Below are 26,325 nucleotides of genomic sequence, written 5' to 3'. Positions count from 1 at the left end.
GCCTCCGGGCCGGCTCCGTCAGCTCGGAGCGGGCCCCGTGGACTCCCGCACGATCAGCCGGGTCGCGAGCTCTTCGCGCATCGCGTGGTCGTGTCCGGGATGCTCGCTCAACCGCAGGAGCATCCGCAGCGCCGCCGCGCCCATCTCGGCGATCGGTTGCTGCACCGTCGTCATCGGCGGGTTCGCCCAGCCCGCCTCCGGCAGGTCGTCGTACCCCACGACGCTGAGGTCGCGCGGAATGCTCAGCCCGAGCCCGGCCGCCGCATCATACGCACCGAGCGCGAGCGTCTCGGTGCAGGCGAAGACGGCCGTCGGACGCTCCCGCCGCGCCAGCAGTTCGTTCGCCGCTGCCCGCGCGCGATCGCGATCCCACTGCGCATGGATCACTGCATCGGCTGCGAGCCCGATGCCGGCGGCTCCGAGCGCCGAACGGAACCCGTCGACGCGGGCACGGCTGTATTCGTACGAGTCAGAGACGTCGATCACGCCGAAACGTCGATGTCCCAGTGAGAGCAGGTGCTCCGCCACCGAGCGTCCGCCCTGATAGTTCATCGCGCCGACGCTGCCTACGCCGTCGGGCGGCGACGTCATCGGATCGAGAAGCACCAACGGTCTCCCCGCCGACGTGATGCGCTTCCACTGCTGCGGTGTCGGTCCCACGACGGCGAGCACGGCGCCGATCGATGACCGGCGCAGCACGCGCTCAGCCCAGTCGGAGCCCTCGCGCACGAGCGTGATCACGACGTCGAGGTCCGCCGTGCCGGCTGCCGCCTCCACACCGCCCAGGGCGCGGTTCGCCCACGTGTTGTCCACCGACGAGAGCACGAAGTCCACGAGCTGCGTGGGAGCCGTATCGGCCGAATGGGCATCGCTCGGATTCGTGTAGCCGAGCTCGTTTGCGGCTTTCACGATGCGCTCTCGGGTGGCGGGCGCGACATCCGTTCCGCCCCGCAACGCTTTCGAGACGGTAGGGATGCTCGTGCCGGCCCGTTGCGCAACCACAGCCAACGTCGGGCGGGTGTTACGGAACGGCTTCGATGGCACGATGCCATCCTATGCGGGATCGATTTGCGCAAATACTCGCGATTTGTTCCCCTTGAAAACAAAGAGCGAGGAGTGCATACTCCAAACCGCGTCGAAAATTCCCTGTCGCATTTGCGCAACACCTTTCCTGAAAAGCCAGTCCGATGGCGAACAACGCGGTACGTGCCGCGAGGAGGACATCATGTCAACGACGACAACCAGCAGCTTCAGCCGCCGTGCTTTCCTGGGCATGGCGGGAGCAGGTTTCGCCACCGCGGCGCTCGCTGCGTGCAGCTCGGGAGGAACTGCTTCCGGCGGCGGCGGAAGCATGAAGTTCTGGAACATGCCGTGGGGCGGCACCAAGTTCAATCCGCTCGACAAGAAGATCACGCTCGCGTACAAGCCGGCGGACGGCCTCCCGGATGTCACGTACCAGGAGATCCAGTGGTCGAACTTCACGCAGACGTTCGCCTCTGCGATCGCCTCGAACACCGGACCCGCAGTCAGTTCCGGCGGCGGAACGCAGGCGTTCCAGTACGCCCCGAAGGGCAAGATCGCCTACGCCGATGATCTGCTCGACGAGTGGAAGAAGAACGGTCTCTACGACGACTTCCTGCCCGGCCTTCTGGATGCCATGAAGACCGACAAGGGTTACGTCGCCATCCCCTACAACCTCGACATGCGCATTCTCTGGTACAACAAGACGCTGCTCGACAAGGCGGGAGCGGAGGCTCCGACCGACTGGCAGAGCTACCTGGATGCCGCGGCCGCGCTCAAGAAGATCGGCGTCTACGGCTTCAGCCTCAGCAGCAACACGAGCGGGGGCAACAGCTTCCAGACGTTGACCGGCGTCATGATCAACAACGGTGGCGGGCTCTTCGACGAGGAGCAGAAGCCGAATTGCGTCACGCCGGTGAACATCGAGGCGCTCGAATGGGTCGTCGAGATGGTGCACAAGGGCTACGTCGATCCCGGAAACCTCGGGTACTCCAGCACCAACACGAACACGCAATGGAGCAAGGGCACCTGCGCGATGGGCATCGACGTGCCCGGCCTGCCGCAGAACGTCACCGGCGACGTGCAGAACCAGCTCGCGCTCGGCGATCCTCTGGTCAGCGCCCAGGGCAAGAAGGGTGCTCTCTACTTTCCGAACAACATCATGATGTACAAGAACACCCCGAGCCAGAAGGGCTCCGAGGCGTTCCTGACCTACTACTACAAGCACATGTCGAAGCTGTGGACGCAGAACACCGGCATCGGGCTGCCGCCACTCAAGTCGATCGCGGACACCCCCGAATTCAAGGCGAACGCCGACAACGTGAAGCTCGTGAACGTCTGGCAGCCGATCTGCAAGACCTGGGCCGCGCCCGGCGGGACCGCCCTGTTCGCGAACGTCTCGCTGGTGGACAGCACGCCCGCGATGACGACTTTCGCCCAGCAGGTTCTCTCGCTCAAGGCCACACCGAAGGAGGCGCTGACGACCCTGCAGTCGACGCTCGAATCCCAGCTCAAGAAGTGACGGGCATCCAGGGCCCCTCGCGTGAACCGGTGAACCCCGTTCTCGCGGGCTTCCATCCGGACCCGTCGATCTGCCGCGTGGGCGATCGGTACTATCTCGCCAATTCCACGTTCGAGTATGTGCCGGGCATCCCGCTGTACGAGAGCACCGACCTGCGGGAGTGGAAGCCGATCGGCTCGGCCGTGACGCGACCCGACGAGTTCGCTCTGGCAGGCGCGCGCGATTCCGGCGGCCTCTACGCGCCGACCCTGCGCCACCACGACGGCACGTTCTACCTCGTCGGATCGCAGGTCGACAGAACCCCGAGCCAGTTCATCATCACGGCATCGGATGCTCACGGCCCGTGGTCCGCGCCGCTCTGGGTCCCCGAGGCGAGCGGTTTCGACCCGTCGCTGTTCTTCCACGACGACAAGGCGTACTGGTGCGCGACCCGCGTCGTGCGCGAGGAGGACGGGCGCACGGCCATCTGGGTGCGCGAGATCGACGTGAGCACCGGCCGGTTCGCCGGCGAGGAGACGGTGCTGTGGCACGGTGCCCTGAAGGATGCCACGTGGAGCGAAGGCCCGCACCTCTTCAAGCGCGATGGCTGGTTCTACCTGCTCACAGCTGAGGGCGGCACGTACCGCGACCATGCCGTGGTGGTCGCCCGCTCCCGCTCGATCACCGGACCGTACGAGAACCATCCCCGCAACCCGGTGCTCACGCACCGGCACCTCGGAGCCGCCTACCCGGTGCAGAACGTCGGGCACGCCGACTTCGTCGAGCGCCCTGACGGGTCCTGGGCCGCGGTCGTGCTGGGCGTGCGCGCGGAGGAGGGGCGGCACATCCTCGGCCGTGAAACGTTCGTCGCCGACGTCGAGTGGGAGGACGGATGGCCGGTCATCAGCCCGGGGCTCGGCGTGCTCGCGGACGTCGGGGATCGGCACTCATGCTGGGAGCAGAAGCCGGCCGCTATCGATGGCGCCTTCACGGTGCGTGGCCCGGCGGACTTCGCCGAGCAGACGCACGACGGCGTCGTACTCACGGTGATCGCAGACGTCACCGCACGAAGCGACACGACGCAGTCGTCCTCGCCGTCGGCGACGACAGGGGCAGAAGCCCAGCCCGTCGCGCCGAGGCGGCTCCCGCGCCCGAGCGCCCTGTTCCACCGTCTCGCGCATCACCGAGCGCGCGTGTCGGTCGCCTTCGACTCGGTCGGGCCCGGCATCGTCACGGGCCTGCTGTTCCGGCAGAGCGACGCGTACTCACTCCGGATCGAGCTGTGCGACGGCGGGTTCCGGGTGGTCGAGCGCAGCGACGGAACGGACACGGAGCGGGAGAGCTGGGCGCTCACGCCTGGCTTCGGCTCGACCGGCGGCGACGACCACGCGGAGATCGAGTTCGCCGCCGAGCTCACGGCCGACGGCGTGCTCTTCTCGGCCGGCGGGCACACGGCCGCGGCCGTCCCCACCACGGTGCTCAGCTCCGAGGTGGCCGGCGGATTCGTCGGAACGATGTGGGGGCCGTTCGTGACCGGGACCACCGGTGGGCGAGCACGCGTGACCCGAATGGGCTATCGCGGCTCGGTCGGGACCACCGGCGCATGAGACGGCGCACCCGCCCGGCATCCGATGCCGTCGGGCGGGTGCGCCGCTGTCTCGTGCGGACGCGACGCGCACCCGAGTCGGCGAGCGGCGCGCGCCGGTCGTCTCTACCGCCAAGCATCTCCGCCGCCGGGCGACTCCGCTGCCCCAGCTTCGAGCCCGCACTCGATTGCCGAGCCACCCGGTTATGGGCGCCAATTCGACGCGGGCTCGACGGGAACGTGCGGGCTCGACGGACGAGGCGTGCCGGGCGCCGGGGGCGCGACGAGGCGAACCGGGGGCGCGACGAGGCGAAACGGGGCTACTTCACGGAGCCGGCGGTGAAGTAGCCCCGCGATGTAGCTCTGCAGCAGCAGGAACACCTCCACAGTGACAGCACAATGTGCGCGGCGTGCGAGAGCATGGGCGTGCACGTGCGATGTACATGACTCGAACTAGGACTTGCTGACGTGAACACGACGATCCCCGTAACGAGCACGGCGACGGAGCTTTCGGAGACCACCGGCGATGAATGGTGGCGCACCGCCGTCATCTATCAGGTGTATCCGCGCTCCTTCGCAGACAGCAACGGCGACGGGATCGGCGACCTCCCCGGCATCACCGCCCACCTTCCCGCCCTGCGCGAGCTCGGCGTCGACGCGATCTGGCTGTCCCCGTTCATGACCTCGCCACAGCGCGACGCCGGGTACGACGTGGCTGATTACCGCGGTGTGGACCCGCTGTTCGGCACGCTGGCGGACTTCGACGACATGCTGGCAGCCGCACACGAACTCGGCCTGAGGGTCATCGTCGACCTCGTGCCGAATCACACGTCGTCGGACCATGCGTGGTTCCGCGAGGCACTGGCATCCGCTCCTGGTAGCGCTGAGCGCGGCCACTACTGGTTCCGCGACGGCAAGGGCGAGAACGGCGACGAGCCGCCGAACAACTGGAATTCCGTGTTCGGCGGGCCGGCATGGACGCGAACCACGAACGCCGACGGCACGCCCGGTCAGTGGTACCTGCACCTGTTCGACTCATCGCAGCCCGACCTCAACTGGGAGGATCCCTGGGTATGGGCGCGGTTCCGCGACATCCTGCGGTTCTGGTTGGATCGCGGCGTCGACGGGTTCCGCATCGACGTCGCGCACGGCATGGCGAAGGCCGAGGGGCTGCCCGACTTCACTCCGGCCCAGGGGGCGGGGTCGATGGGCGGAGCCGGCGGCAGCCTCGAACCCGAGATCAGCACCGTGCCGCCCGAGCCGCCGTACTGGGGTCAGGAAGGCGGCCACGCCATCTTCCGCGACTGGCACAGAGTGCTCGCCGAGTACGACGGTGATCGAGCACTCTGCGGTGAGGCATGGATCGACCCGCCGTCGAAGCTCGCTCTCTACGTACGACCCGATGAGATGCAGCAGACGTTCAATTTCTCCTACCTCGAGACGCCGTGGAACGCGCAGGCCCTGCACGAGGTCATCACGTCGTCGTTGGATGCCTTCGGCAGCGTCGGCGCGCCCAGCACCTGGGTGCTCTCCAACCACGACGTCGTGCGGCACGCCACCCGGCTCGCGCTCATGGGCGACAATCCACAGGGTCACGGCCTCGGACCGAAGACGCCGTTCCGGCCCGACCCCGTCGTCGGTCTACGCCGGGCCCGCGCCGCGACCACGCTCATGCTCGCGCTGCCCGGCTCCGCCTACCTGTTCCAAGGCGAGGAACTCGGGTTGCCCGAGGTCATCGATCTCCCCGACTCCGCGCGTCAGGACCCGACGTGGTTCCGCACGCACGGCGAGCGCTACGGACGTGACGGATGCCGCGTGCCGATCCCGTGGACCGCTGCCGGTGCGTCCTACGGCTTCAGCGACACCGGCGCGAGCTGGCTCCCACAGCCCGCCGAGTGGGCGACGCTGGCACGCGACGTCGAGGCATCCGATCCCGACTCGACGCTGTCGCTCTACCGGCGTCTGCTTGCCGAGCGCGAAGAGCGCGGCCTCGGCGCCGGCGTGCTGGAGTGGCTCGACGGCTTCGGTGAGAACGTCGTGGCGTTCCACAACGGCGAGGTGACGGTCGTCGCGAACGTGGGTGAGGCATCCGTGTCGCTGCCGCCGGGCACCGTTCTCGTCTCGAGTGCGCCGCTGGCCGAAGGGCGGTTGCCGGCCGACACGGCCGCGTGGCTCGCTCGTTAACGCGGTCCTGCCGCTCGCTACGATGTCGTCCAGGGGAGCGTCGGTCCGTGTGCCGCACGCGGATACGGGTGTGCGATGACTGGCATTGATGAGGTCGCCCGGCTTGCCGGCGTATCGACCGCGACGGTGTCTCGCGCGCTGAGCGGGAACGGCCCGGTCTCCCCGGCCACGCGCGAACGCGTGCAGTCGGCGGCCTCCACGCTCGGGTACGTCGTGTCCTCGAACGCGTCGAGTCTGGCGTCGGGTCGCACGCGCAACGTGGGCGTCGTGGTGCCGTTCCTCTCGCGGTGGTTCTTCTCCTCGGTGGTCGAGGGCGCCGAGGCGGCACTGCTGGGGCACGGCTACGATCTCACGCTCTACAACCTCAGCGGCGGCGAGGAGTCACGGCGCAGCGTGTTCGACCAATTCTTGCTGCGCAAGCGGGTGGATGCCGTCATCGCCGTGGCGTTGGAGCTCACCGATGACGAGGTGAGCCGACTGCTCGCTCTGCACAAGCCGCTCGTCGGCATCGGCGGCCCCATTCCCGGCGTCCCCACCCTCACCCTTGACGACCTGGCGGTGGCGCAGCTCGCCACGGAACATCTGATCTCGCTCGGACACACTCAGATCGCGCACATCGGTGCGGGCGTGGAGTTCGATCTCGACTTCCACCTCGCGTCGACTCGCCGCCGCGGCTTCGAGCGCGCGATGCACGACGCGGGCTTGACCATTCGGGACGACCTGTATCAGCCGGCGGACTTCACCATCCGCGGCGGGTACGAAGCCGCCAAACAACTGCTGGGGCGCCCGTACGATCGGCCGACGGCGATCTTCGCCGCCTCGGACGAGATGGCGATCGGATGCCTGCTCGCCGCCCGCGATCTCGGCCTGTCCGTGCCGCGCGACGTCTCGATCGTCGGCATCGACGATCACGAGCTGGCGGAGTTCTTCGGGCTCACGACCGTGGCGCAGTTCCCACGCCAGCAGGGCCGGTTGGCCGTCGACGTGCTGATGGACGCGCTGCAGCCGGAGTCGGATGACGCCGCCACGCTGAACCGGGAACTCCCGTTCCAGCTCGTCGTGCGCTCGAGCACGGCTCGCCTCGCGGACTGACGCGTCCTGCCTCGTCCTGCCGCAACGCGGCCGATCCCCTGTCGAGCACTCGCCCGAGACCTCCATGCTGGCGCTCGTGCGGAACGCTCTGCAGTCGAAGGGTCCGCGGCCGGCCTCGGCGTGCAGCATCGCGCGCGGCGGCAGGCGCGAAACGGGCTCTGCTCAGCGGTCGACGACTCCGAGCTCGTCGAGGATCGGCTCGAGTTGAGCGAACAGCCCCGGCTCCGCCGCAATCGTGAGCGCTCGGCTCGCTGCCGCGCCGTGCAGGCCGGCGACTCTCGCGCCCGCCTCGGTCGCGACGAGCGCACCGCCTGCGTGGTCCCAGGGCTTCAGGCCCTTCTCGTAATAGGCATCCAGGCGTCCCGACGCGACGTTGCAGAGATCGAGCGCCGCCGCGCCGATGCGACGGATGTCGCGCACCCGTGGGATCAGCATGCTCACCGCTTCGGCCTGGAGTCCCCGACGCCGCGAGTCATACGAGAACCCGGTGCCGACCAGGGCGAGCGATAGCTGCTTGCCCGTGGCCACCCGCAGGCGCCGGGTGCCCAGGTAGGCGCCGCCGCCCGCGCTGGCCGTATAGACCTCGCCGCTTGCCGGATTCACCACGGCCGAAGCGAGCGCCTTCCACGTGTTCGGTTCCGGGTCTCCCTCGACGACCGCGATCGAGACGGCGTAGGCCGGAATGCCGTAGAGGTAGTTCACGGTGCCATCGATCGGATCGACGACCCAGGTCAGGCCGCTCGACGACGCAGTCGCGTCGCTCTCCTCGCCGAAGAACCCGTCGCCCGGGCGCACCGCCGCGATGCGGCCGCGAATCAGATCTTCGGACTCCCGGTCTGCCGCAGTCACGATGTCTTCCGGCGCCGTTTTGGTCGCCGCGACCTCCACGCCCTCGTCGCGACGAGTGCGCACCAGCTCGCCCGCCTCCACGGCTGTCGAGCGGGCAAGGTCGAGCAGTTCGGAGATCGCAGGCATGCCTCCGATGCTACTGGGGCGGTGGTCTTTGGCGTGTCGCTCGCACTGTGCTTATGCTCCCATCAGATCGAACAGACGTTCGACTCTCACGAATAGAGGGTAGTCATGAGCATCACGCATACCACCGACATCGTGACGGTCTGGGTCGACGAACAAGGAGTGCCGCTCCGCATGGTCTGGGAGGGCCGCCGATACCGGGTGACCGACACGGCGACCCGGCTCGGACCCGAACCCGACCTGCCGCTGAGCCCGGCGATCACGCACCCGCCTCGACCGCTTCGCGGCTGGCGCTTCCAAGGCTCTGCCACCGACGGCGATACTCGCGTCTTCGACGTTCGCCGCGCCGACAACGGCCTCTGGGAGTTGCTTCGCGTGATCGACTGACGGCTGTGCAAGCATGGTTTTCGTGAGCACCGACGACGAGGCGCAGGATGCCGTGGATGCCGCGGCCAGCGCCGCCGCGCTTCGCGCCTCGGACGAGCCCGTGTATCGCGCGACGCCGCAGGAAGGCATCCGCCGGTTCTTCACGAAGTACGCCGCATTCCACGGTCGCGCGAGCCGCAGCGAGTTCTGGTGGGCGTACGCCATGAACCTGGCCGTGTTCTTCGCCGTCGGGATCGCGGTGGAGATGGTCAACTCCGTCGTCGGCCCCGAAGCCGCGCGTCCGACCACGGCGAGCACGGTGATCGGCGTCGTCTATCTCGCCTACGTTCTGGCCACACTCCTGCCGAGCATCGCGGTCTTCGTGCGCCGACTGCACGACGCGAACCTCGCCGGCTGGTGGATCCTGCTGACGCTCATCCCGTTCGCCGGCGTCGTGATCGGCGTGATCCTCAGCGTGCTGCCCCGTCAGGGTTACGGCACGCGATTCGATCGCGCCTGAGAGTCCGGCGCTGCTACTGCGCCGAACGCTTGCCGGTCTGCTGCTCCCAGATCTCGAGTTCGCGCGTGAGCGCCTTGGCCAACTCGAACACCTGCTCGGGCGGGATGCGCACCCTCGTGACGACACGCGCATTCACCGAGTTCTGCGCGACACCGCTCTCGTCCCGGCTCTCGCGCGCCGGTCCGCGCAGCGACGCGAAGTCGAGCACGAACACGTTGTCGGTGTGCCAGATACTTGCGAAATCGGCGAACGTCCCCGTCTCCACCTCCGGCGAGATGTCGAAGTTGATCTGCGTCGGCAGATTCCCCTGGTCGTCGGCCACGGCTCCCCCTTCCGTTCGCGTGAGCGGTCGGCCCGCTTGCGGCGAGCCTAGTGGTCGCCCCTTGGACCGTTCACAACTCAGGATGGGAACGTGCCGCACGCTTGTGTGCCGCGAGACTTCCCCGGCGGCAAGACGATTCCGGCCACTCCAGCCTGAATTGTGAACCTCCATCGCCGTGGCCGGCGCCGGCCAGCACGACCCGCCACCGCCCAGCAGGTCGGGCGACCCACGACGGCCCGGTGGGAGGGCCGCACGCCAGGCGACCCGCACGGCGGGGTGCGAGGCCGCTCTCGCCACCACGCAGCAGGGCACCGTCGGGGGCGGGCCGGGCATTGTCAGCGCGGATACACCTTCGGGAACGCCGGGTCGCTGCCGGTGTGCTCGATCTTGTTCCCATCGTCGACCATGATCACGGCCGGCGTGAGAGCGGATGCCTTCGCCAGCTTCACCGAGGCATACGCCATGATGATCACCCGGTCGCCCACGCTCACCAGCCGTGCCGCCGCCCCGTTCGCACCGACCACGCCGGATCCCGGCTCGCCCTCGATCACGTACGTCTCGAACCGCTCGCCGTTGTCGATGTTCACCACGCTGACCCGTTCACCGACGAGGATGCCGGTCGCCTCGAGCAGGTCGCGATCGACAGTGAGCGATCCGACGTAGTGCAGATCGGCGTGGGTGATCGTCGCGCGGTGGATCTTGGCACGCAGCATGGTCACGCGCATTCGAGAGCGGCTCCTTCGAATCGGTAAAGGGTGGTTCGAGTCGGTGCAGGAGGCGCAGACGGCGGAACTCGGCCGACGGCTTCTGCGGGCAAGAGCACCCCCTGCGAGACGGGCGAGGTGCGGGAGGAGGGGGTCGGTGGGCCAGTGTAGCGAGGTGGGCACGGGCATCCGTGCTCCACTGTCTCACGCCGAAACCCTAGAGTGGCAGGTGGCGCGAACAGGGGTGATGACATGGACGACCTCGTCGACACGACGCAGATGTATCTGAAGTCCGTGCTCGAGATGGAGGAGGAGGGCATTCCTGCGCTGCGCGCACGCATCGTCGAGCGCCTCGAACAGGCGGGGCCCACCGTCTCGGAGACGGTCGCTCGCATTCAGCGGGACGGTCTGATGGTGGTCACGCCGGACCGCCATCTCGAGTTCACCGAGCTGGGCCGTCGAACGGCGATGAACGTGATGCGCAAGCATCGGCTCGCGGAGTGTCTGCTCTCCCAGACGATCGGACTGGACTGGGAGCACGTGCACGAAGAGGCCTGTCGGTGGGAGCACGTGATGAGCGACGAGGCGGAGGTGCGATTGGTCGAGGTGCTCGGGCATCCGCAGCAGACGCCGTACGGTAACCCCATTCCGGCTCGGGATGCGCTACGCCTCGTCAGCGCCGCGGAGTCGGGGCTCGTGAACGTGGTGCGGCTGGCTGCCAGCCAGGACACCCCCGTCTCGGCACATGTCCGATGGATCGGCGAGCCCCTGCAGGCCGACCCCGCGGTGCTCGCCCGGCTGCGTCGCGCGGGTGTGGTCCCGGATGCCCCGGGCACGTTCACCCTGCACGGCCCGATGGTCATCGTCGAGATGGACGGCGCGGAGCCCCTCGAGCTGGAGCACAGCCAGGCGGTGCACCTCTTCGTCGATGACGTCGACGGAGTGAGCGCGGCGACGCCGCTGCGTCCGCGGCCGGGGGCGTAGCCCGGCGACGCCATCGCGCCGGAGGCGATCACCTCCGGCCTCCCTCGTAGGGCTCCCTCGGCGGCGCGCCACGGAGTCGCACCGCCCGCTCCGCTGTCGCGAATCGCGCCCGCAGTCCCGGCGGGTTCAGGAAGCCTCACTTCGTGATAGCGGAACGGGCGCCCCGTCGAGTCGGAGACCGTCGATCACTGAAACGACAAGAGGCCCGGACACGCTGTTTCCGCGTGATTCCGGGCCTCTCGGCTTGGGTGGCAGGTGAGGGATTCGAACCCCCGAAGGCTATGCCGGCTGATTTACAGTCAGATCCCTTTGGCCGCTTGGGTAACCTGCCGTGGCGCTCCCGACCACATGTGATCACCTGACCGAAGGCGCGGGTTCAAGGATACCTACGCAGACGCATCCGGTGAAATCGACGCGATGGTCAAGCATCCACGCCGCGGCCGGCACCCGTCACGCGGTTCCGACAGGGCGGTCAGTCGGCGGGAGGATGCGACCGCGCGTGGCCAAGAGACCCGGCTGCGGTCGGTGCTCTGAACCCCGGGCTCACTGCCTGGTGTCGCCACCACCAGACGTGGCATCGCCACCGCCAGGCGCGGCATCGCCACCATCAGACGTGGCATCGCCACCATCAGACGTGGCATCGCGGCCATCAGGCGCCGTCTCGCGGCCGCCTCGCGTGTCGCCTTCGGTCGTGACGTCGTCGCTGCCGGCGCTGGGATCCGCCGCACCGGCGCCCCCGGCGCCCGAGCCCGCCGCATCGGGAGCCGCGGCGCTCGCGGCGCCGAGGCCGGACGCCTCGTCGATCACCGTCTCGGTGGAAGCGGACGCGTTCGGATCGGGCACGGGGAGCGTGCCACCGGCATCCGCGACGACTTCCGCCGCGTCCTCGACCTGCTGTGCGGAGCGACGCGAACGCACCATTCCTGCGACGATCAGGGCGATCACGCCGAGCAGCACGATGATGCCGCCGATGATCAGCCAGGGCGTCACATTGGAGCCGGTGTCGGCGAGTTCTCCGAAGTCGTGGGTCACGCGGCCAGCATAGGGGCAACGCGAGCTTCGGGGCATCCCGCGATCGCGAGGCATCCCAGGGCGTGTTGCGAAAGTCGTCGGCGGGCGAGGATGTGCCGATGGTGGTCGATGGCAAGGAAGAGGAGGGGAGTCTCACGGGGCTGCGGCCGACGACGATGACGCCGCCAGCGGCCTCCACCTGCGCACCGCAGCCCAGTATGGGTTTCGCAACACGCCCTACACTCGCATGCAGACGAAACTTCGGCACAACTTCGCGACACAAGGGAGCGGAACGTCATGGCAGATTCCTCGTTCGACGTGGTCAGCAAGGTCGACAAGATGGAGGCCGACAACGCCGTCAACCAGGCTCGCAAAGAGGTCGACCAGCGCTACGACTTCAAGAACATCGGCGCCTCTGTGGAGTGGAGCGGTGAGAAGGTGCTGCTGAAGGCGAACAGTGAGGAGCGCGTGAAGGCGATCCTCGACGTGCTCGAGTCCAAGTTCATCAAGCGCGGCATCTCGTTGAAGAGCCTCGATGCCGGCGAGCCGTACGCCAGCGGCAAGGAGTTCCGCCTCGAGGTGGCGCTGAAGCAGGGCATCGACCAGGATGCCGGCAAGAAGATCAACAAGCTCATCCGTGACGAGGCGCCCAAGTCTGTCAAGAGTCAGATCCAGGGCGATGAGGTGCGCGTCTCCTCGAAGAGCCGCGATGACCTGCAGGCGACGATCGCGCTGCTGAAGAAGGCCGACGTCGACGTGGACCTTCAGTTCGTCAACCTCCGCTGATCACGATGCCGCTGCCGTCTTCCGACACCGTCGTCCTGTATCCGACCTCCGGCGTCGAGGCGTTGCGCGCCGACGCGGTCGTGCTGCACGTGCAGCCGTACGACGCCGGCCGCGAGCTCGTGCTGCTGGACCGCACGCCCGCGCATCCGGTCGATCTGGCGTGGCCCGACCAGGGGCCCGATCGCGGGAGCATTCTGGTGGGCGACGACGAGGCGCCCCTCGTCGACGTTCTCGTGGGGGCCACCGACGGCACCAACCTGTTCGTCGGCGACGACGTGCCGGTGCACCGTGGCACCGAGGGCTGGGCGTTCGTGGTGGTGCATGTGCTGGCGGAGCCGAGCCGCATCGCCGTGGGCGACGAAGTGACCGTGAGCGTGGATGCCGCCCATCGCCACGCGCTCTCCGTCGGTCACACGCTGTGCCATGTGGCATCACTGGCGCTCAACGCGGCACTGGCCGAGCGCTGGAGCAAGCCGGTGCGCGACGATGCGCTCGGACACCCTGACTTCGATCACGAGGCCATCCAGTCGTCCGTGATCGTGCCGAACGGCTCCGTCGACGTGTTCCGCCTGAACAAGTCGCTGCGCCGCAAGGGTTTCTCGACGGACGGTCTGTCGGAGTCTCTGGATGCCGTCGCTTCCGCCGCGCAGAGCATGTTGCGCGGGTGGATCGCCGCCGACGCGCCGGTGCGCATCGAGCGCGACGGCGAAGGGCTGAGCGAGCCGAGGTACTGGGTTTGCGATCTGCCGGAGATCGACGCTGACGACACGAGCGACGCCGGCGCAACGGCGACATCCGCTCGGATCGCGTGCGGCGGAACACACGTGGCGTCGCTCGGTGCGCTCGGGGACGTCACCGTGTCGCTGGAGGTCGGCGAGGACACAGGGACACCGACACTGACGATGCGGTGCGGAGCCGGGGGCGTGGGCGTGGACGCCTGACGCCTGACGCCATCGCACAGGGCAGGATCGTCGCTGAGCGGGAATCAGGGCGCGCTGCAGGTTCCCCCGAGAACGCCGAGCACTGCGGGATATGTCACCTTGTATCCCACGGGCGCCGAGACCCATGTGCTGGAGATGCCGCTGCTCGGCTTGTACTTCGTCCAGAGGGAGATGTAGATCGTTGTGCCGAGCAAGCTGCCCAGAACGCCGCCGAGAACTGAACTGCTCAGCGTGGTCGTGTAGACACCGTTGACCGGACCGGTCGTCGCCGAAGTGGAGGCTCCGAGCAGATTGCCCACGGTTCCCAGGCCGGTACTGCTGCCTCCGAACTCGACATCTGCCGTGGTGTAGCCGCCGGTCGTCGGCAGCGTCCATTTGATCGTGACCGCGGTGCTCAGCGCCGTGCCCGAACAACTCGTCACTGCGGGTGAGGGCACCGTGATCGCCACGAACGCAGCCTTCGTCTGATCAGCCGAGGTCCAGCTGGCCTCCGTCGCAGTCGGCTGCACGCTCCCGGAAGCGACGATCCCCAGCGTCGCCACGCACGCGAGCACGAGTGCCCACAGCCGGCGCCGGGTCACGGAGCGCGCGGCCCGGTTGCCCGATGCCATGGGCATCCGTTCCCGACGTTCAGCCACGCCGCCGCCTCCTCACCAGGGCGGACGCAGCGAGTCCGCCGCCCACTGCGGCGAGCGCCAGCAGTCCTGCACCGAGGGGCGCAGAGCCCGTGTCGGCGAGAGGCGTCGATCCCGACGCGGTGGCCGGGGCCGTCGGCACCTGGTCGCCCCCGGAAGCGTCCACCGTGAGCCGCACCTGCAGGTCGCCGGCAGTGCCCGTTGGCGCATCCGCCGCAAGCGTCACCCGCGCCTGTACCCAGGTCTGCGCCGGGATCGGCTTGGCCGGGTCTGCCAGCGGCAGCTTCGCCGACGGCAGCTGATCGGTCGCGGTCGACGGCAGGATGGTCCGTTCCCCGCTCGCGCAGGTCGCTCCCGTCCACGCGGTGGTGCAGCCGAGCACCTGCACGGTGCTGCCCACGCCGATGTCGGCCGCCTCGAACCCACCGGCTGACGTGACGATGCCGACGAGCGTGCTCACGGGCATCCGATGCACCGTGACTCCCACGTTCCAGAGCGCCGGCACACCGGGCTGAAGCGTGTGCACCGTGCCGGGTGGATCACCCGAGAGCACGAGCGCCGGGCCCGTCTGGTCCGACGGCGCGCCGAGCGCCGCGGAGGGGTGCAGAAGCGCCGCTCCGGCGATGGCGAGCGCTGCCGCCGACACGAGTCCCGTGGCCGCGACGGCCGTGCGCAGCCGCTCGCCGATCATTGGTTCTCGTCTTCCTGCGGTTCCCGCGCTTGCTGTGCGTGGCGAGCCGGCCGGCGGTCGTCGTCCCGCGGCCAGAGCACCCAGACGATCAGTGCAGCCACGGCGAGCGTCAGCGCGCCGAGCACGATGGGATTGCTCAACCAGACCACGAAGTAGGCGAGGCCCGGAACGGACCACATCACGAGGCGCACCGTGCGAACCGTGTACGGTGCGGGATCGGCGGTCGGATTCGCGTCACCCTTGAGTGTGAGAACCGTCGTTCCGTGCTCCCCGGCATGCGTGCTCACGATGCGGTGCGTCACCGGCAGTAGCCCGGGGCGGTCGACCGTCACGACATCGCCCACCTTCGCGTCTTGAGCCGGAATCTGCCGCACCACCGCGAGCGAACCCGTCGGAATGGTCGGCGACATCGATCCGGTCTTGAACATGATGAGCGTGATGTTGAACACCATGGCGAGCACGACCAGCACGATGCACACGGAGCCGAGCACCGCGGCCACGTTGAGCAGAGTCGTCCGTGTGATGGAGGCCGCGCGCGCCCAGCCGACTCGTGAGCGATCGTTTCCGCTCCCCATCGCCTCGGCAGATTCCGCCTCGGCAGGCACCGCCTCGACTTGCGCCGTTTCGGCGCGCGTCCGGCGTGAGTGCAGTTGCTCAACATGCATCTACTCGGTGTTCACCCGCTTCGGTGCTCGGATCCGGTGCTCGAACGTGCTCGGATCGGTCGCTCGAATGCCATCCGGCCGCGCGGGCCGGACAGCACTCGAGAGGTCACAGACTGTCAGTTCGATTGCGCGGTGAACTGCCAGGTCGCGTTGCCGCTCTGCCCCTGCACCAGACCGGTATCGGCCGTGACCGCGAGGCACACCTGCACGGGCGTGCCGTCGTCGGTGCTGGTGGCGCCGGCCGTCAGCGCGAACGTCGGCGCGGTGGCGCCCACGGAATCCAGCGCTGTTCCCGCCGGGACGAGAGAAGTGCCCGTCGTCGCGGCGCTCGCGTCGCAGGTGGCGGTGGCGCCGATCTGGGTCATCCCGTACGTGAGCCCGGTCACACCCGTCGCCCCGCCCGAGGCGAGCGTCACCGTTGCGTCGTCCGTCGTTCCAGCACCGAGTCGGAGCCAGTAGGCGGCGTAGGTCGTCATGCCAGGCGACATGTCGGTGGCGTCGCCGAAGCTCAATGTCGCCGGATCCTCAGAGGTGTGCAGCGCATAGTCCGTCCCGTTGGCCGAGCCCTGGAAGGCGAACGTGCCCGCGTCGAAGTTCCCCGTCGCGAAGTCCGAAGCGTTCCAGGCCGCGAGTGTGATCGCCGCTCCCACTCCCAGTACGATTCCGCCTGCCAGGACCGCGCGAACGATCCCCTTACGATTGCGCGTTGATGTCATGGCGCGCGCCACCCCCTGTGTGGATGCTTGTCCCGAATTCGGCCGTCCCGATGCGACCGCTCTCAGTCAATCAGGGTGCCGGGCCTCGTTGTATCCCTCGTTTCGCGCGAATCTTGTCCCCCAATTCAGGGTAAACTGAGCGGTCCTCATTTCTGTGCGGCTTCACGCAGAAAACCGCACGTTCTGCGTCCCCCAAGCGGATGTCACGCACGTCGATGCCGTCGCGCCGCTCGTTGAGGCCGTGGCGCCGCCGCGCCGATGCGCGGACATCAGCGGCTGAAGGCGTACGGGAGCCAGCGTTCGATGGCGGCATAGGCATCCCGCCGAATGTGCTCCTTCGAGAGCAAGACGTCGTGCAGCGCGCCATCGAAGCGGGTCACCGTCACCCGGGAGCCGAGCCGCGTGGATCGCGCGGCGGTCTCGTCCACGTCGAGTACCACGTCACTGGAGAGCATCGCCGCGCTCCAGGTCGCGGAGATCGTCGAGCGCCCCGAGAGCATCGTGAGCACCGGGATGTCCAGGCCCAGTCCACGCGCCACTCTCTCGTGCCCGGCCAGTACGGCGCGCAGCCACGCAGGGTGCAGGGAGAACCCGCGAGCTGGACGCCAACGCGGCTCGTACACCCACTCCCCCTGCTCCGCCGCGGAGACCGACCGCGTGTAGAACCCCAGGTCGACGCCGGGCAGCCTGCCCTTCGGCGCGACCCGCGCGTGCAGGTCGACCAACGGCTGCAACACGTCGCGGCCCCACGAGCCGGCCTGGAACTCCAGCCACGGGCTGTTGAGAACGAGGGCGGATGCAACGCCCCTGTGTCGCGCGGCCCACAGGCTGAGGGTGAGCCCTCCCGTCGAATGTCCCATGAGCACCAGGCGACGCGCCGAGCGGCGTCCCGGTTCGAGCGGATGCCCCATTGCGCCCAGCGCCGCCGCGATGTCCTGGTCGTACGCGCTCAGGTCGGTGATGAACCCGGGCGTCTGCCCGTCACGCAGGCTGCGACCGTAGCGTCGCAGGTCGAGCGCATAGAAGCGGGCACCCTGCCGGTGCCAGAACTCGGCGAGCTCCGTCTGGAAGAAGTAGTCCGACCATCCGTGCACGTAGAGCACGTCGACGCCCCGCGCCGGCGCCGCCAGCGACAGCCGGGGCGCGCGACGATACCGCACGAGGGTGGCGACGAGTTCGTGTTCGCCCTCTTCGGTGGCTTCGACTCCGAGGGACAGGGTGCGCTGCTCGAACGGCCGGCCGAGCACGTCAGGAACCCACTCCCCCATGGGCTCAGCCTACGAGGAGGGTCGGTGCTCGCGGGGCTGCGGTGACACGACGGGCGATACCGCAGCGCGCCGACGGAACACGCGAACGGTCTATTGGGGTCGGTTCGAGACCCGCACCATCTCGTCGCGGTCGACGACCTTGACGCGCGTGCGCCCCTCCGCTTCGCCGAGTGCCAGCTCGTGCGCGTCGAGGTTGTGCCAGCCGTCGAGATTCGTGTACTCGACGCCACGGGAGCGCAGCAGCTCCACGATGGCGGCCTCGGACGGGTCGGACGGCGTCCACCAGTTGCCGAGATCGTTGATGAGGTGCGAGACCGTCTCCATCGCGTCGGACTTGGTGTGCCCGATGAGCCCGACCGGACCGCGCTTGATCCAGCCGGTGGCGTACACGCCGTAGAACTGGGTGTTGTCCTTGGTGTGCAGCACCTGCCCCTCGTGGTTCGGGATCACGCCGTGCCGTTTGTCGAACGGGATGCCCGGGAGCGGCGATCCGAAGTATCCGACCGCTCGATAGACGGCCTGCACCGGGAGCTCGCGGATCTCCCCCGTGCCGATCACACCGCCCTGCCCGTCGGGCGCAGTGCGCTCGTAACGGATCGCACCCACGCGGCCCTCGCCGTCGTCGACGAACCCGATCGGCTTCGCGTAGAAGTGCAGGTGCAGCCGACGGGATGCCTGCCCGACCTCGCGCTGCCGCCACTGCTGCAGGACGCGGTCGATGACGAGCACCTGCTTGTTGCCCGCGATCACCTCGCGCGCATGCTCGTCGTAGTCGAAGTCCTCGTCGTACAGGATCATGTCGACATCGCGCAGCTCGCCGAGCTCCCGCAGCTCGAGCGGCGTGAACTTCACCGACGTCGGCCCACGGCGGCCGAACACGTGCACGTCGGTGACCGGCGACGTCTTGAGCCCCTCGTAGACGTTCCCGGGAATCTCGGTGGGGAGCAGATCGTCGGCGTGCTTGGCCAGCACGCGCGCGACATCCAGCGCCACGTTGCCGTTCCCGATGACGGCGACCTGCTCCGCGTCGAGCGGCCAGGTGCGCGGGTAGTCGGGGTGTCCGTCGTACCAGCTGACGAACTCCGCAGCGCCGTACGATCCCTCGAGGTCGATGCCCGGGATGCCCAGAGCGGCATCGTGCACTGCCCCTGTCGCGAAGATGACCGCGTTGTAGTGCTTCTGCAGGTCGTCGAGCGTGATGTCGGTGCCGTAGCGCACATTGCCGAAGATGCGGATGTCACCGCGATCGAGCACCTCGCGAAGGGCCGTGATGATGCCCTTGATGCGAGGGTGGTCGGGCGCGACGCCGTACCGCACGAGCCCGTACGGCGCGGGGAGCTGATCGAACAGGTCGATCGATACGTCGAACTCCCGTTCCGCCTTGAGCAGGATGTCCGCCGCATAGATGCCCGCGGGCCCCGCCCCGATGATGGCCAGGCGCAGTTTGGTCATGACGGAGTCCCTTTCGTGGTGCTTGTCGGCGTGGAGAGCGCTGCTGGCGTGCATGACGGCATCCGTTCGACTCAACTGGAGCGCTCGACAATGGTGTCGGCGAAGCGCGTGAGCGCCTTCTTCACGGGGCCGTCCGGGAGCGGGTCGATGGCCTCGACGGCCTCCCTGGCCCAGCGGTGCGCCTCGTCGAGCGTCTCCTGGGTGACCGGATGCTCGCGCAGCGCGTCGACCGCGCCGCTCACGTCGTCCGACTCGCTCGCTCCGATGACCTCGGTCTCGAGCCGTTCGAGCAGCGCGATGGCACCCGCCTCACCCTCGGATGCCCGCCTGCGCAGCTTGAGCAACGGCAGCGTGTCCACGCCTGCGCGCAGGTCGGTACCCGGGGTCTTGCCCGTCTCGGCGTCTTTGCCGGAGAGGTCGATCACGTCGTCGATGAGCTGGAATCCGACGCCCACCTTCTCGCCGAACTGCATGACGGGTTCGAGGTACGCCGTCGGCGCTCCGGAGAACATCACGCCCATCTGCGCCGCTGCCGCGATGAGCGAGCCGGTCTTGTCGGCGAGCACGCCGATGTAGTGCTCGATCGGGTCGTCGCCCTCGTTCGGGCCGATCGTCTCGTGCAGCTGGCCGAGGCAGAGGCGTTCGAAGGTATCGGCCTGCAGCCGGATGGCGCCTTCGCCGAGGCTGGCGACGAGCTGGCTCGCGCGGGCGAAGAGCAGGTCACCGGTGAGCACCGCGACCGAGTTGCCCCATACGTGCTGGGCGCTGGGCACCCCCCGACGGGTGAGCGCCTCGTCCATCACGTCGTCGTGATAGAGCGACGCGAGGTGCGTGATCTCCACGGCCTGCGCCGCGGTGATCACCTGGTCTGTCACGCCGTCGCCGAGCTGCGCGGTGAGCAGGGCGAGCATGGGACGCACACGCTTGCCACCGGCATCCAACAGATAGGTGGCCGTGACGTCGGCCATCTGGTCGGCGAACTGCACCTGCGAACGGAGCCCCTCCTCCACGCGTTCGAGGCCCGCGTCGATGGCGGCGGCGAACTTCTTGTCCTCGCTCGAGGCGAAGAGACGCTCGGTGAAGCCGATCTGGCTCGATACCGTCGTTCCGCGACGCGCGAGAGGCAGCGATGGCACTACTGGTCACCCTTCGATTCGGCGCCCGACCCTGGCGCGCTCGACGGCATGGGCACGAAGCCGCGGTGCAGCGCGACGATGCCGGCCGTGAGGTTGCGATACTTCACGCTCTCATAGCCGGCGCGGGCGATCTTGCGCGCGAGCGTCTGCTGGTCGGGCCAGTCTCTGATCGATTCCATCAGATACGCGTAGGCGGACGGGTTCGACGACGCGAGCCTTGCGAAGACCGGCATGCCGTAACGCAGATAGGCGTAGTACGCCGAGCGGATCGCGGATGCCGGCGGCCGCGAGAACTCGCACACCACGACCCTGCCGCCCGGCTTGGTGACCCGGAAGAACTCGGCGAGCGCGGCATCCGGGTCCACGATGTTGCGGAGCCCGAACGAGATGGTCACCGCGTCGAAGCTGTCGTCGTCGAACGGAAGTCGAGTGGCGTCCGCCTGCACGAACTCGATGTTCGGATTGCCCGCCTGTCGCTCACGGCCGACCGCGATCATGCCGGGCGAGAAGTCCGCCGCGATCACCCGGGCGCCCGATCGAGCGAGCGATGCGCTCGAGGTGCCGGTCCCCGCCGCCACGTCGAGCACGAGCTGGCCGGCCCGAGGATCGACGGCACGGGTCGTGGCGACGCGCCAGAGCGACGCGTTGCCGACGGACAGCACCGCATTCGTTCGGTCGTAGTGGTACGAGACCTCGTCGAACATGGCGGCAACGTCCGACGGCTGCTTGCTCAGGTCGGCCCTACTCACCCGGTCAAGCTTAGGCCGTGTCACGGAGCTCGTGCGGCCCAGCGGCGTGCGCGGCTGCACGGCTGGCCGCGGCGACAGGATCACCAGCGGTTGCGCACGTCCTCCGCCCAGCCGAGAAGGCCCTCGATGCTGCGCCGGGTGCCCTCGTCGTCGGCGATCCAGCCCGAGTAATGCCCGAAGCATTGGCGTGCGCTCGTGGCGACGATGCCGAGCTGCGTGGCAGACGACTTGACATGGAACGGCGTGAACGTGGCATCCACCCGTTCGCCGCGAATGCGCCACGGTCGGAGCCAGTCGTCGGCGCTGTATTCCCAGGCCAGTTCCTCACTGATCTTGTGCACGCGGCCGTCGACCGTGAGCGCGTTCTCGGTCGAGCCCGTGCCGTCCGTCCACTTGGCGCCGAGTTGCACGCCGATGCGATGGCGGCCGTCGGTGTCGTCGACGTAGCCGGATGCCGCGCTCCAGTTCCACCGCACGTCGTACGGCCAGCGTCCGCGCCCGTGATCCAGCACCGCCCACGACTCGCCCGCGGGCACCTCCTGCCGCTCGCCGTCGATCGTGACGGAACCGCGTGCCGGACGGTCGACATCCTTCACCGTGTACTGGAACAGCCGGTTCGACCACGGCACCACGACGGCCATGGCCTCATGGTCGGCCAGCGAGCGGCCCTCGGGACGCTCGGCCACCACATCCAGCTCGAGACGCGGAGCGGATGCCCGCAGCCGCGTTCCGCCGTCGGCCTCCTCGACGTCGATGCGCAGCAGGCCGCCCTTGACCTTGGCCCGTGCGCGTGCCGGACCGGCACCGAGCGTTCCGGGAAGCTCGACGTCGCGGGCGAGCGGCACCACGGCATCCACCGCGATTTCGGCGCCGGTCGCGCGATCGAACACCCAGAGCGAGTGGACTCCCGCGTAGTCGATGGACGACACGGTGAGCGCGATCAGGTGAGTCGGCGTCGTGACGCCCCAGTACTCCCAGCGCTTGTTGCGCCCCCAGGCATACGGAGCGCGCGTGCCGCCGCCGCGCCGAGCCGCGATGCCGTCGGTGTTCACCAGCGGGGTGCGGGACCATCCGACGGCCTCGGTGTTCAACCGCCCGTCGGGAAGGCAGAGCTGCACGGGTGCGGTGAGCTCGCGCTCCGCGATGCGGCGGGGCGGCATGACGTCGGGCTGCGGCACTGGGGACTCCTCGTCGAGTCGGATCGGGTGACGACAGACTACCGGCGGCCTGCGTCATGCCCGCCGCACCGGCCCGATCACGCCGGGCCGGGTCACGCCGGCCCGCGAAGGCACTGCCCAGGGCCACCGACGTACGCTAGAACCGTGACCGCAATCGCGACCCGAGTACAGGCGTTGACGGTCGAGACCACCCCACTCGACGACGTCCGACACATCATTCCTTTCACCGACGCTCATCGACCCCTTCTCTGGCTGCGCCGAGGCGAGGGGATCGCGGGGTTCGGCGAGGCGCTGCGACTGGAGTTCCACGGCGCCGATCGCATCGAGCAGGCGTCGGCCGTGTGGAAGCAGCTCGCGGCGGCATCCACGGTCTCCGATTCGGTGCGGATGCCGGGCACCGGCCTTGTCGCGTTCGGCACCTTCGCGTTCGATGACGAGAGCTCGGCGACCAGCGTTCTCATCGTGCCGGAGATCACGCTCGGCCGCCGAGACGGCCGCTCCTGGATCACTCGGACACGCCGTACGGACGCCCACGCGATGCCTGCCGCGCCCCACCCCGCGCCGTTCGGTGCGGAGTACCGCCTCACCATGCTCCCCGGCGCGCTCACCCGCGAGGCGTACAAGCGGGCCGTCGGCGCGGCCGTCGAACACATCCGCGCGGGCGAACTCGAGAAGGTCGTGCTGGCTCGCGACCTGCGCGCGCACCTGCCGATCGAGTCCGACGTGCGCCGTGCGCTCGTCGAGCTCGCTCTCGGCTACCCGGAATGCTGGACGTATGCCGTCGACGGCATGCTCGGCTCCAGCCCCGAGACGCTGGTTCGTGTGCACCGGGGAACGTTGGATGCCCGTGTGCTCGCAGGCACGTCGGCTCGCGGTCGCGATGCGGAATCCGACCGCGCGTCCGCGGACGAGCTGCTGGCGAGCGCGAAAGACGTGCAGGAGCACGCGGTCGCGGTGCGCAGCGTGACCGACGCGCTCACACCGCACGCGTCCTCACTGCAGACCACCCGTGCGCCGTTCGCCCTCAAGCTGCCCAATCTCTGGCACCTGGCGACGGATTTCTCCGGAACGCTGGCGGACGGCTCGGGCTCGCTCGACCTCGTCGCCGCCCTGCATCCCACCGCCGCCGTGGCTGGAACGCCGACGGATGCCGCGCTCCAGCTCATCCGGGAGCTCGAGCCCTTCGATCGCGAGCGCTACGCCGGCCCGGTGGGCTGGATCGGCGCCGATGGTGATGGCGAATGGGCTATCGCACTGCGCTGTGCGCAGCTGAATCCTTCCGGTGACATCACGGCATATGCCGGTTGCGGCATCATGGCGGACTCGGATCCGGAGCGGGAGCTCGCGGAGACCAAGATGAAGTTCCGTCCCATCACCGAGGCCTTCGGCTGACGGCGCAGTCCGTCCCGCCGCCACGCCGAGCGCCCGCGGCGTCCGGTTGACCGTCGAGTTCTCCTGACGCGCGTCACGCGTTCGTCAGCGGCACCTCGAGCAGGCTCGTGCCGACCGGCGGCGCGGAGAGCGCCTGATCCAGTTCGCCGCGCGTCGTCGCCCGGCGGAAGGCCCAGCCGTACGCGTGCGCGAGAGAGCGGAGATCGGCGTGCTGCGGTGTCGTCAGCACGCGGCGCAGAGCATCCGCGGGCGCCGAAGTGGCCACCTCGAGCGAGTCGAAGATGGTTCCGCCGTCGTCGTTGCCGACGATCACCTGCACGGTCGGTCGGCGCTCACCCTCGCCGAACAACAGGGATCCGACGTCATGCAGAGTGGCGAGGTCGCCGACCAGAACGCGCGTCGTGCCCACGGCATCCGCTCCAGGCGGCTGCGCGGCGAGCGCCATTCCGATCGCCGTGCCGATCGTGCCGTCGATCCCGGCCAACCCTCGATTCGCGTGCACGCGGATCTTCTTGCCGGGCACCGCGGCATCCAACTCTCGAATGAGCCGGGAGGCTCCCAGCACGAGCCGGTCGTGCGGCCACGTGAACCGCCAGAGCGACTCGCCGAGCATGCGTCGTGTGATCGGCGCTCGCACCGCGGCGAACTCGGTCTTCGCGAAGGCGAGCCGCTCCTGCGGCGAGTGCGAGCGACCCGCTTCGATGTCGGGGACGACCTTGTCGGCGGATGCCTCGTCGTCGCGTGCCAGCAGCTGACGGCTGGCATGCACCCAGCGTCCGACCCAGGTGCGGGCTTCACGCGTGTTCGGGTCGGCGTCGGCGGGAGGCCGCACCGTGCCGACGATGCGGGCGGAGCGTGCCGGGTCGTAGACTTCCTCGCCGATCGGCGCGACCACGATCACCTCGACATCGTCGCGCTTCAGCAGGGCCGGCACCTCACGGCTCAGCGTCGGATGCCCGAACACGACCGCGCGTCGCACGCGCCCGCCGAACTCCGGCTCCCGCAGAAGCTCGCGGTAGCGCACCACCAAATGCGGCCCGAAACGAGAGCCGCTGGACGCCTCGGCGATCAGTGGCCAGCCGCCGTCACGTGCAAGCTGCTCGGCGTCGGGGCCGGCGGCGTCGCCCGCGATGACCACCGTGAACGGCTCCGCCTCGAGCGTGTACTTGCCGCGCCCGAGCACGCCCGAGCCGATGTTCACGGCCCGGCCGGTACGCTTCACGCGAGGGAGCGCACCGTCGCTCGCGGCCGACACTGCGCCGGTGCTCGCCCCTGTCGCGATGCCACTCCCCGGCTCCGCGGTACCGGGCTCCGCGGCGGACTCCCCAGCCTGCTCGGCCGACGCGGCGATCGCTGCTGCGAATCCGCTCAGATCGGGCACGGCGACCGACAGCGGCTCACGGAAAGAGAGGTTGAGGTGCACGGGGCCCGCATCGTCCACCGCCGCGGACCAGGCCTGCGTGGCGAGCCGGCTGTAGGCATCCCTCTCCCCGTCGGCACCGGTGGGCGCATCGATGTCGAGGGCGCGACGCACCGCGGCGCCGTACATGCCCGCCTGCACCGTGGTCTGGTTCGAGCGGATGCCACGAAGCTCGCTCGGTCGGTCGGCCGTCAGCACCAGCATCGGAAGGTTCGCATGATGCGCTTCGAGCACGGCGGGAAGCAGGTTCGCGGTGGCCGTGCCGCTCGTGGTGATCACGGCGGCCGGGGCGCGCGACTCAGCGGCGATGCCGAGGGCGAGGAAACCACCAACACGTTCGTCGATGCGCACGTGCAGTTCGATGGCGCCGACGCGCTCGAGTTCGGCGGCGACGAGGGCAAGGGCCTGCGAACGCGATCCGGGAGCGAGCACGACGTGTCGAAGGCCCTCGCGCACGAGGCGCGTGAGCAGCGCGAGTGAGGCGTCGGTGGCCGGGTTACCGGTGCACGGAACGCTGTCGACGGCGGACGCAGCGGTGCCCCGTGCAGCGGACGCAACGGTGTCGGGTGCGGCAAGCAGGGCGGTGCCCTCGGCGTCGGACCCGCCGCGGTCGGCGGGGTCAGGCATCCCGGCGGCCGTCGGAGTCGCCGGACTTCTTCTTCGGTGCGTCGTCGAGGTCGGAAAGCTCTTGCTCGATGCGGCGGATGCGCTCGCGCTGCTGCCGGTCGCGCTCGAGGTTCCGGAGAAACTCCGGGTCGTCGTCGGGAGCGAGGGAACGCGGACGGCCCGCGCGGTCCCGCCGCGGACGGCCGACGAGGAACCAGAGCACGCCGCCGATGATCGGGAAGACGACCACGATCAGGACCCATGCTGCCTTCGGTACGCCGCGCACGCGTTCGCGCTCCGCCAGAGCGCAATCCACGATCGAGAAGATGTAGAAGAGCGCGGCGATGACCCCCACGATGAGCCACACGCGAATCATGGGGCCATGCTAACCCGCCGGGCTCAGCGCGGCCCGACCGCGCGCTACTCTCA

The 26,325-nt window shown here is 68.9% G+C and carries 26 protein-coding genes and 1 tRNA gene; 10 read left to right on the top strand and 17 right to left on the bottom strand.

What is annotated here, in order from left to right:
• Positions 1–18: 18 nt before the first annotated feature.
• The gene (locus H623_RS0107385; protein WP_026940059.1) at positions 19–1,044 is read right to left on the bottom strand and encodes a LacI family DNA-binding transcriptional regulator; all 1,026 of its coding nucleotides are present in this window, start codon (positions 1,042–1,044) and stop codon (positions 19–21) included.
• A gap of 181 nt (positions 1,045–1,225) precedes the next feature.
• Here H623_RS0107385 and H623_RS0107380 point away from each other — a divergent pair, with 181 nt between their 5' ends.
• From H623_RS0107380 to H623_RS0107365, 4 genes are all read left to right on the top strand, one after another.
• On the top strand, positions 1,226–2,542 hold the full coding sequence (locus H623_RS0107380; RefSeq protein WP_022900304.1) for an ABC transporter substrate-binding protein: 1,317 nt from the start codon (positions 1,226–1,228) through the stop codon (positions 2,540–2,542).
• Positions 2,543–2,571: 29 nt separating this feature from the next.
• Positions 2,572–4,128 carry a glycoside hydrolase family 43 protein gene (locus H623_RS20960; protein WP_169514907.1) on the top strand — a complete coding sequence of 519 codons (1,557 nt, stop codon included), beginning with the start codon at positions 2,572–2,574 and terminating at the stop codon, positions 4,126–4,128.
• A 446-nt stretch (positions 4,129–4,574) separates the two neighbouring features.
• Positions 4,575–6,290, top strand: a complete 1,716-nt coding sequence (locus H623_RS0107370) for a glycoside hydrolase family 13 protein (RefSeq protein WP_022900302.1) — start codon at positions 4,575–4,577, stop codon at positions 6,288–6,290.
• A gap of 75 nt (positions 6,291–6,365) precedes the next feature.
• Positions 6,366–7,382, top strand: coding sequence for a LacI family DNA-binding transcriptional regulator (locus H623_RS0107365; protein ID WP_022900301.1), 1,017 nt, complete (start codon positions 6,366–6,368; stop codon positions 7,380–7,382).
• 162 nt (positions 7,383–7,544) lie between these two features.
• On the opposite strand, the gene H623_RS0107360 is transcribed toward H623_RS0107365, so the two are convergent.
• Positions 7,545–8,357, bottom strand: a complete 813-nt coding sequence (locus tag H623_RS0107360) for an inositol monophosphatase family protein (RefSeq protein ID WP_022900300.1) — start codon at positions 8,355–8,357, stop codon at positions 7,545–7,547.
• Between the two features lie 105 nt (positions 8,358–8,462).
• Here H623_RS0107360 and H623_RS18490 point away from each other — a divergent pair, with 105 nt between their 5' ends.
• Positions 8,463–8,741 (top strand): hypothetical protein, encoded by a 279-nt coding sequence (locus H623_RS18490; RefSeq protein WP_022900299.1) that lies wholly within the window; start codon positions 8,463–8,465, stop codon positions 8,739–8,741.
• A gap of 22 nt (positions 8,742–8,763) precedes the next feature.
• Positions 8,764–9,240, top strand: a complete 477-nt coding sequence (locus H623_RS18485) for a DUF805 domain-containing protein (protein ID WP_169514906.1) — start codon at positions 8,764–8,766, stop codon at positions 9,238–9,240.
• A gap of 13 nt (positions 9,241–9,253) precedes the next feature.
• Here the strand turns inward: H623_RS18485 and H623_RS22170 are convergent, their stop codons facing one another.
• Both H623_RS22170 and panD read right to left on the bottom strand, forming a co-directional pair.
• The gene (locus H623_RS22170) at positions 9,254–9,562 is read right to left on the bottom strand and encodes a DUF3467 domain-containing protein (RefSeq protein ID WP_022900297.1); all 309 of its coding nucleotides are present in this window, start codon (positions 9,560–9,562) and stop codon (positions 9,254–9,256) included.
• Positions 9,563–9,897: 335 nt separating this feature from the next.
• A complete protein-coding gene (panD, locus tag H623_RS0107340) occupies positions 9,898–10,287 on the bottom strand; it encodes an aspartate 1-decarboxylase (RefSeq protein WP_022900296.1) in 390 nt (129 codons plus the stop codon).
• Positions 10,288–10,518: 231 nt separating this feature from the next.
• Here panD and H623_RS18480 point away from each other — a divergent pair, with 231 nt between their 5' ends.
• Positions 10,519–11,250, top strand: coding sequence for a metal-dependent transcriptional regulator (locus tag H623_RS18480; RefSeq protein WP_022900295.1), 732 nt, complete (start codon positions 10,519–10,521; stop codon positions 11,248–11,250).
• A gap of 249 nt (positions 11,251–11,499) precedes the next feature.
• Here the strand turns inward: H623_RS18480 and H623_RS0107330 are convergent.
• Positions 11,500–11,581: transfer RNA gene (locus tag H623_RS0107330), tRNA-Tyr, on the bottom strand.
• Between the two features lie 212 nt (positions 11,582–11,793).
• On the bottom strand, positions 11,794–12,282 hold the full coding sequence (locus tag H623_RS0107325) for an LPXTG cell wall anchor domain-containing protein (RefSeq protein WP_022900294.1): 489 nt from the start codon (positions 12,280–12,282) through the stop codon (positions 11,794–11,796).
• A 276-nt stretch (positions 12,283–12,558) separates the two neighbouring features.
• On the opposite strand from H623_RS0107325, the gene H623_RS0107320 reads away from it, so the two are divergent.
• Both H623_RS0107320 and H623_RS0107315 read left to right on the top strand, forming a co-directional pair.
• Positions 12,559–13,047, top strand: a complete 489-nt coding sequence (locus tag H623_RS0107320; RefSeq protein ID WP_022900293.1) for a YajQ family cyclic di-GMP-binding protein — start codon at positions 12,559–12,561, stop codon at positions 13,045–13,047.
• A gap of 5 nt (positions 13,048–13,052) precedes the next feature.
• Complete coding sequence (locus H623_RS0107315) at positions 13,053–13,988, top strand: alanyl-tRNA editing protein (RefSeq protein ID WP_022900292.1); 936 nt, start codon at positions 13,053–13,055, stop codon at positions 13,986–13,988.
• Positions 13,989–14,032: 44 nt separating this feature from the next.
• Here H623_RS0107315 and H623_RS0107310 read toward each other — a convergent pair whose 3' ends face one another.
• The 9 genes from H623_RS0107310 to H623_RS0107270 form a co-directional block, all read right to left on the bottom strand.
• On the bottom strand, positions 14,033–14,626 hold the full coding sequence (locus tag H623_RS0107310) for a hypothetical protein (RefSeq protein ID WP_157560901.1): 594 nt from the start codon (positions 14,624–14,626) through the stop codon (positions 14,033–14,035).
• The gene (locus H623_RS0107305) at positions 14,619–15,314 is read right to left on the bottom strand and encodes a hypothetical protein (protein WP_022900290.1); all 696 of its coding nucleotides are present in this window, start codon (positions 15,312–15,314) and stop codon (positions 14,619–14,621) included. Before H623_RS0107305 ends, H623_RS0107310 begins: the two co-directional genes overlap by 8 nt.
• Positions 15,311–15,814, bottom strand: a complete 504-nt coding sequence (locus tag H623_RS18475) for a signal peptidase I (protein WP_245558932.1) — start codon at positions 15,812–15,814, stop codon at positions 15,311–15,313. The genes H623_RS0107305 and H623_RS18475 overlap by 4 nt, the downstream gene beginning before the upstream one ends.
• Positions 15,815–16,095: 281 nt before the next feature.
• On the bottom strand, positions 16,096–16,695 hold the full coding sequence (locus H623_RS0107295; protein ID WP_026940057.1) for a SipW-dependent-type signal peptide-containing protein: 600 nt from the start codon (positions 16,693–16,695) through the stop codon (positions 16,096–16,098).
• A gap of 269 nt (positions 16,696–16,964) precedes the next feature.
• Positions 16,965–17,963, bottom strand: coding sequence for an alpha/beta hydrolase (locus H623_RS0107290; protein ID WP_022900287.1), 999 nt, complete (start codon positions 17,961–17,963; stop codon positions 16,965–16,967).
• Positions 17,964–18,053: 90 nt separating this feature from the next.
• Positions 18,054–19,415, bottom strand: a complete 1,362-nt coding sequence (locus tag H623_RS0107285; RefSeq protein ID WP_026940056.1) for an FAD-dependent oxidoreductase — start codon at positions 19,413–19,415, stop codon at positions 18,054–18,056.
• A 71-nt stretch (positions 19,416–19,486) separates the two neighbouring features.
• Positions 19,487–20,551, bottom strand: a complete 1,065-nt coding sequence (locus H623_RS0107280) for a polyprenyl synthetase family protein (protein WP_022900285.1) — start codon at positions 20,549–20,551, stop codon at positions 19,487–19,489.
• Positions 20,551–21,300, bottom strand: coding sequence for a demethylmenaquinone methyltransferase (locus H623_RS18470; protein ID WP_051143110.1), 750 nt, complete (start codon positions 21,298–21,300; stop codon positions 20,551–20,553). Before H623_RS18470 ends, H623_RS0107280 begins: the two co-directional genes overlap by 1 nt.
• An 80-nt stretch (positions 21,301–21,380) precedes the next feature.
• Positions 21,381–22,478: a DUF2804 domain-containing protein gene (locus H623_RS0107270; protein ID WP_022900283.1), complete on the bottom strand. Its 1,098-nt coding sequence runs from the start codon at positions 22,476–22,478 to the stop codon at positions 21,381–21,383.
• Positions 22,479–22,622: 144 nt separating this feature from the next.
• Between H623_RS0107270 and H623_RS0107265 the strand changes: the two genes are divergently transcribed.
• Positions 22,623–23,870: an isochorismate synthase gene (locus H623_RS0107265; RefSeq protein WP_245558928.1), complete on the top strand. Its 1,248-nt coding sequence runs from the start codon at positions 22,623–22,625 to the stop codon at positions 23,868–23,870.
• A gap of 73 nt (positions 23,871–23,943) precedes the next feature.
• Here H623_RS0107265 and menD read toward each other — a convergent pair whose 3' ends face one another.
• Together menD and H623_RS0107255 are read right to left on the bottom strand one after the other, a co-directional pair.
• Positions 23,944–25,917, bottom strand: a complete 1,974-nt coding sequence (menD, locus tag H623_RS0107260; RefSeq protein WP_022900281.1) for a 2-succinyl-5-enolpyruvyl-6-hydroxy-3-cyclohexene-1-carboxylic-acid synthase — start codon at positions 25,915–25,917, stop codon at positions 23,944–23,946.
• Positions 25,910–26,272, bottom strand: coding sequence for a PLD nuclease N-terminal domain-containing protein (locus tag H623_RS0107255; RefSeq protein ID WP_022900280.1), 363 nt, complete (start codon positions 26,270–26,272; stop codon positions 25,910–25,912). Before H623_RS0107255 ends, menD begins: the two co-directional genes overlap by 8 nt.
• Between the last annotated feature and the right edge of the window lie 53 nt (positions 26,273–26,325).

This window comes from Humibacter albus DSM 18994 (genome assembly GCF_000421825.1).
Lineage (GTDB): Bacteria > Actinomycetota > Actinomycetes > Actinomycetales > Microbacteriaceae > Humibacter > Humibacter albus.
This window is presented reverse-complemented; position numbering and strand designations above follow the sequence as displayed.